Genomic DNA, 372 nt, shown 5'->3' on the forward strand with positions numbered 1-372 from the left:
TGTCCGTCGTCGAATGATTTGAGACTATTTGTGCTTTTGAAGATTGGAGTTTCCGGCTCGGTTTGGGGGTTGATTTAAGCCGCTTTGGCCTGGTGGTTCAAGCGGCGTTTTTTGATCGTGTCTCGTTTGATCCTTTCGCGTTCGAGCAGGATGGTCTGTCCGCGTCCGAAGTAGACGTCGGCGGGAGTGAGATTGTCGAGGCTCTCATGGTAACGGCGATGATTGTAATGCTCGACGAAGGCCGCGATCTGGGCTTCAAGATCCTCCTTGAAGAAGTAGTTTTCAAGCAGGATGCGGTTCTTCAGCGTCTGGTGCCAGCGTTCGATTTTCCCTTGCGTCTGCGGGTGGCCGGGAGCGCCGTGAACCTGGTCG

At 54.3% G+C, this 372-nt stretch carries 1 protein-coding gene; it reads right to left on the bottom strand.

The features are described 5' to 3' along the window. Positions 1 to 74: 74 nt before the first annotated feature. The coding region (locus tag ABE527_RS21675; protein WP_499698267.1) for an integrase core domain-containing protein at positions 75 to 372 on the bottom strand (298 nt) is incomplete at its 5' end.

This window comes from Brucella sp. TWI432, from assembly GCF_039674445.1.
GTDB lineage: Bacteria > Pseudomonadota > Alphaproteobacteria > Rhizobiales > Rhizobiaceae > Brucella > Brucella chromiisoli.